This is a genomic window from Blautia sp. CGZ-1-C1 (assembly GCF_056504575.1).
The window spans coordinates 1-3320 of the sequence record NZ_JBWLUT010000153.1; the positions used below are offsets into that span (position 1 = coordinate 1).

General features: G+C 37.7%; 3 protein-coding genes and 1 pseudogene. All 4 read left to right on the forward strand.

What is annotated here, in order from left to right:
* The first annotated feature begins 231 nt into the window (after nucleotides 1–231).
* The gene (locus tag AC058W_RS14320) at nucleotides 232–1701 is read left to right on the forward strand and encodes a biotin/lipoyl attachment domain-containing protein (protein WP_118246862.1); all 1470 of its coding nucleotides are present in this window, start codon (nucleotides 232–234) and stop codon (nucleotides 1699–1701) included.
* A 15-nt stretch (nucleotides 1702–1716) separates the two neighbouring features.
* A complete protein-coding gene (locus AC058W_RS14325; RefSeq protein ID WP_118246861.1) occupies nucleotides 1717–2418 on the forward strand; it encodes a YggS family pyridoxal phosphate-dependent enzyme in 702 nt (233 codons plus the stop codon).
* A 19-nt stretch (nucleotides 2419–2437) separates the two neighbouring features.
* Nucleotides 2438–3145: a cell division protein SepF gene (locus tag AC058W_RS14330; protein WP_479390230.1), complete on the forward strand. Its 708-nt coding sequence runs from the start codon at nucleotides 2438–2440 to the stop codon at nucleotides 3143–3145.
* A pseudogene (locus AC058W_RS14335) lies at nucleotides 3103–3320 on the forward strand (RNA-binding protein); the annotation flags it as partial. The gene AC058W_RS14330 and the pseudogene AC058W_RS14335, both read left to right, overlap by 43 nt.

Below are 3320 nucleotides of genomic sequence, written 5' to 3' on the forward strand. Positions count from 1 at the left end.
ACAAAAAACACCTCGCGGGATATTACCAGTGAACAGTAACAAGTTATTACCGCACACTCAGTTCCTAGTAACAGCTATGGCAAGCACTTTCCTGTGAATTCTTTATGAATAAACTTGTTTTTAACTTAACAAAGTGTTACAATATTTTGGAAATTATGGAAAGATGACAGCTTTCCGTAACAGAAATAATTTACATTCTATATAGATTCCATGATCAAAGGAGACATTTCATTGTCTGATAAATATAAAAAACAGGAAAAAACGCCTGGAATTCTCGCCAGGTTACGTAAGGTTGCAGGTCTGAATATTGGTACTATTATGTTCGGTATCTTATTTATTTATATGTCATTCAGCGCTATCTTGTACTTTACAACTACCCACATTGAATCTTATCAGGTAACATCAGGACCACTGTCCCGCAATGAAACGTATACAGGACTTGCTATTCGTGAGGAAACGGTATGTACAGCGCCTTCTTCCGGGTATATTACCTATTACGCGAGAGAGGGCAGTAAAATCAATGCTTCCGGAGCTGTTTATGGTTTAAGCAGTACAAAAAAATCCACATCCACAGCTTCTCTTGCTACGGAAGAACTATTAAAGATCAGAAATGATATGATGAGTTTTTCCAAGGGATTCAATTCCAGCAAATTTAACAATACTTACAGTTTCAAATACGAACTGAAGGGAAACATTCTTCAATATGCTGAGTCTGAAAACAGTTCTTCAGCTCCGCTTACATCTGATGAATATGGCGAAAGTGATGACAGCAGTGGTGAAGACAACATCACGAACAGCAATGTATATGCCGGAAATGAGTCGATATGTCAGTCACAGTCAGATGGAATTATTTTATATTCTACAGATAATTATGAAGGAAAAACAATAGATACTGTGACTGCTGAGGATTTCGATCAGAATTCTTATCATGAAACAGATTTAAAGACATCTGATTCTGTTCAGTCAGGAGACGATGTCTACACAATTATTACAGATGAGCGCTGGAGCCTCTTGATTCCACTAAGTGATAAACAGGCAGAGAAACTGAAAGACCGCTCAACTATACGTGTCAAATTCTTGAAAGATGACATGACACAAAACGGAGATTTTTCCATTATCACGATAGACGGTGGGAAATATGGACAGATTGATTTTAATAAGGGACTTATCCGTTATGCTTCTGACCGCTTTCTTGATATTGAACTTGTAACGAATACAGTAGTTGGATTAAAGATACCATTATCTTCTATTGTGACCAAAGATTTTTATGTTGTCCCATCCAGAATGGCAACAACCCAGAATAATGAAACAGGATTTATGCTTGCATCTGGAAACAAAGATTCCGGAACATTTAAAAGTGTAAGTATATATGCAAGTGTAGAAGATACATCGGTTTCCAAACTGGCAACCGACGGATCAGAAGATCAGCCAATGATCTATTATATTGACAAGAGCTCATTTAAAGAAGGAGATGCACTTATTGATCCGGATACCGGAGAGAAATATATCATCGGTGAAACAGACACTTTAGAGGGTGTTTACTGTATCAATAAAGGATATGCTGTTTTCCGCCGTATTGAAATACTTGACCAAAACGAAGAATATGCTATTGTCTCAAAAAACACTTCCTATGGTCTTGCAAGATATGACCATATTGTAAGAAATGCAGATAAAGTAAAAGAAGAAGACATTTTATACTAATTAAGGAGGCTTAACATGTTAGCTGATAAATTAAATCTTGTAAAGAAAAATATCGAAAATGCCTGTGAAACTGCCGGGCGTTCTCCTCAGGAGGTAACTCTTATTGCAGTCAGCAAAACAAAACCTGTAGAAATGCTCAAAGAAGCATATGATGCGGGTGCCCGCGTATTTGGAGAAAATAAAGTTCAGGAAATTATGGATAAATATGATCAGATGCCTTCTGATGTACAGTGGCACATGATCGGACACTTACAGAGAAATAAAGTGAAATATATTATTGATAAGGTATCCATGATTCATTCTGTAGATTCTGTCCGTCTGGCAGAAACCATTGAAAAAGAAGCTGCGAAAAAAGAAATCTGTATGCCTGTTTTAATCGAGGTAAATGTAGCGGAAGAGGAGAGCAAGTTTGGCCTTACTGCGGAAGAGGTATTACCATTTCTGGAGGAAATTTCTTCTTATCAGCATATCAAAGTGATGGGACTCATGACAATTGCTCCATTTGTAGCAAATCCTGAAGAAAATAGAGAAGTTTTTCAGAAATTAAAGAAATTAAGTGTTGACATTGCGGCCAAAAACATTAATAATGTTAATATGAGCGTCCTGAGTATGGGAATGACAAATGATTATCAGGTCGCAGTTGAGGAAGGTGCCACTATGGTACGCGTGGGAACGGGTATTTTTGGCGAGAGAGATTACTCAATAAAAGAAGACTAAAAAAAGATTGGAGAATAAAATGGGCGTTTTAGATAAATTTTTAGATGCCATCAAATTAAATGATGATTACGATGATGATGGATTCTTAGATGATGATCTGTTAGATGAAGAGGATGATGAAGATTTTCTTGATGAGGATTTTGATGAAAAACCTAAGAAGAAATTCTTTGATAAGTTCTCTAAGAAGAAAGAGGCCGATGAGGATGACGCTTTTGATGAAATAGAGGAAAAATCAGTAAAAACAGCTCCAAAACAGGCATCCGCTCCGAAACAGACAGCTCCGGCTCCGTCAAAAGTTACGGTTAAGCAGGAACGCGCCGAACGCCAGACACGTCCTGCTGCATCTTCTAAGATTACTCCAATGAGAAGCAGCCGTAAATCAAACCAGGGTTCAAATATGGAAGTCTGTGTTATTAAGCCTTCTTCTATGGAAGATACACGTGAGATTGCAGACACATTAGTAGATAATTCTACAGTAATTTTAAATCTGGAGGGAATTGATGTTGAACTGGCACAGAGAATCATCGATTTCACATCTGGTGCATGTTATTCTTTAGGTGGAAGCCTTCAGAAAGTATCAAGCTATATCTTTGTACTTGGACCGTACAATGTAGATATCACCGGTGATCTTCAGAATATTCTGGGAGATTGCTCCGTCAGTAAGAGCAGGCTATTAATCCCCGAATGGAAAAAGACGAATTTTTTCTTAAGAGAATCCGGGAATTAGCTAATCTTTCCTATCAGAGAGATATCGTTACATTTTCGGATTTTCTTAATTTAAATGAGCAGAATATGGTCAGTAGCCTAAAACGTCAGTTTCCCCAGATTGTTATGGAAACTTTCGGGGGCTATGAAAATGCGGAGCGTCAGATGGTGGCATTTCATCCTGATGCTCTTGCTTT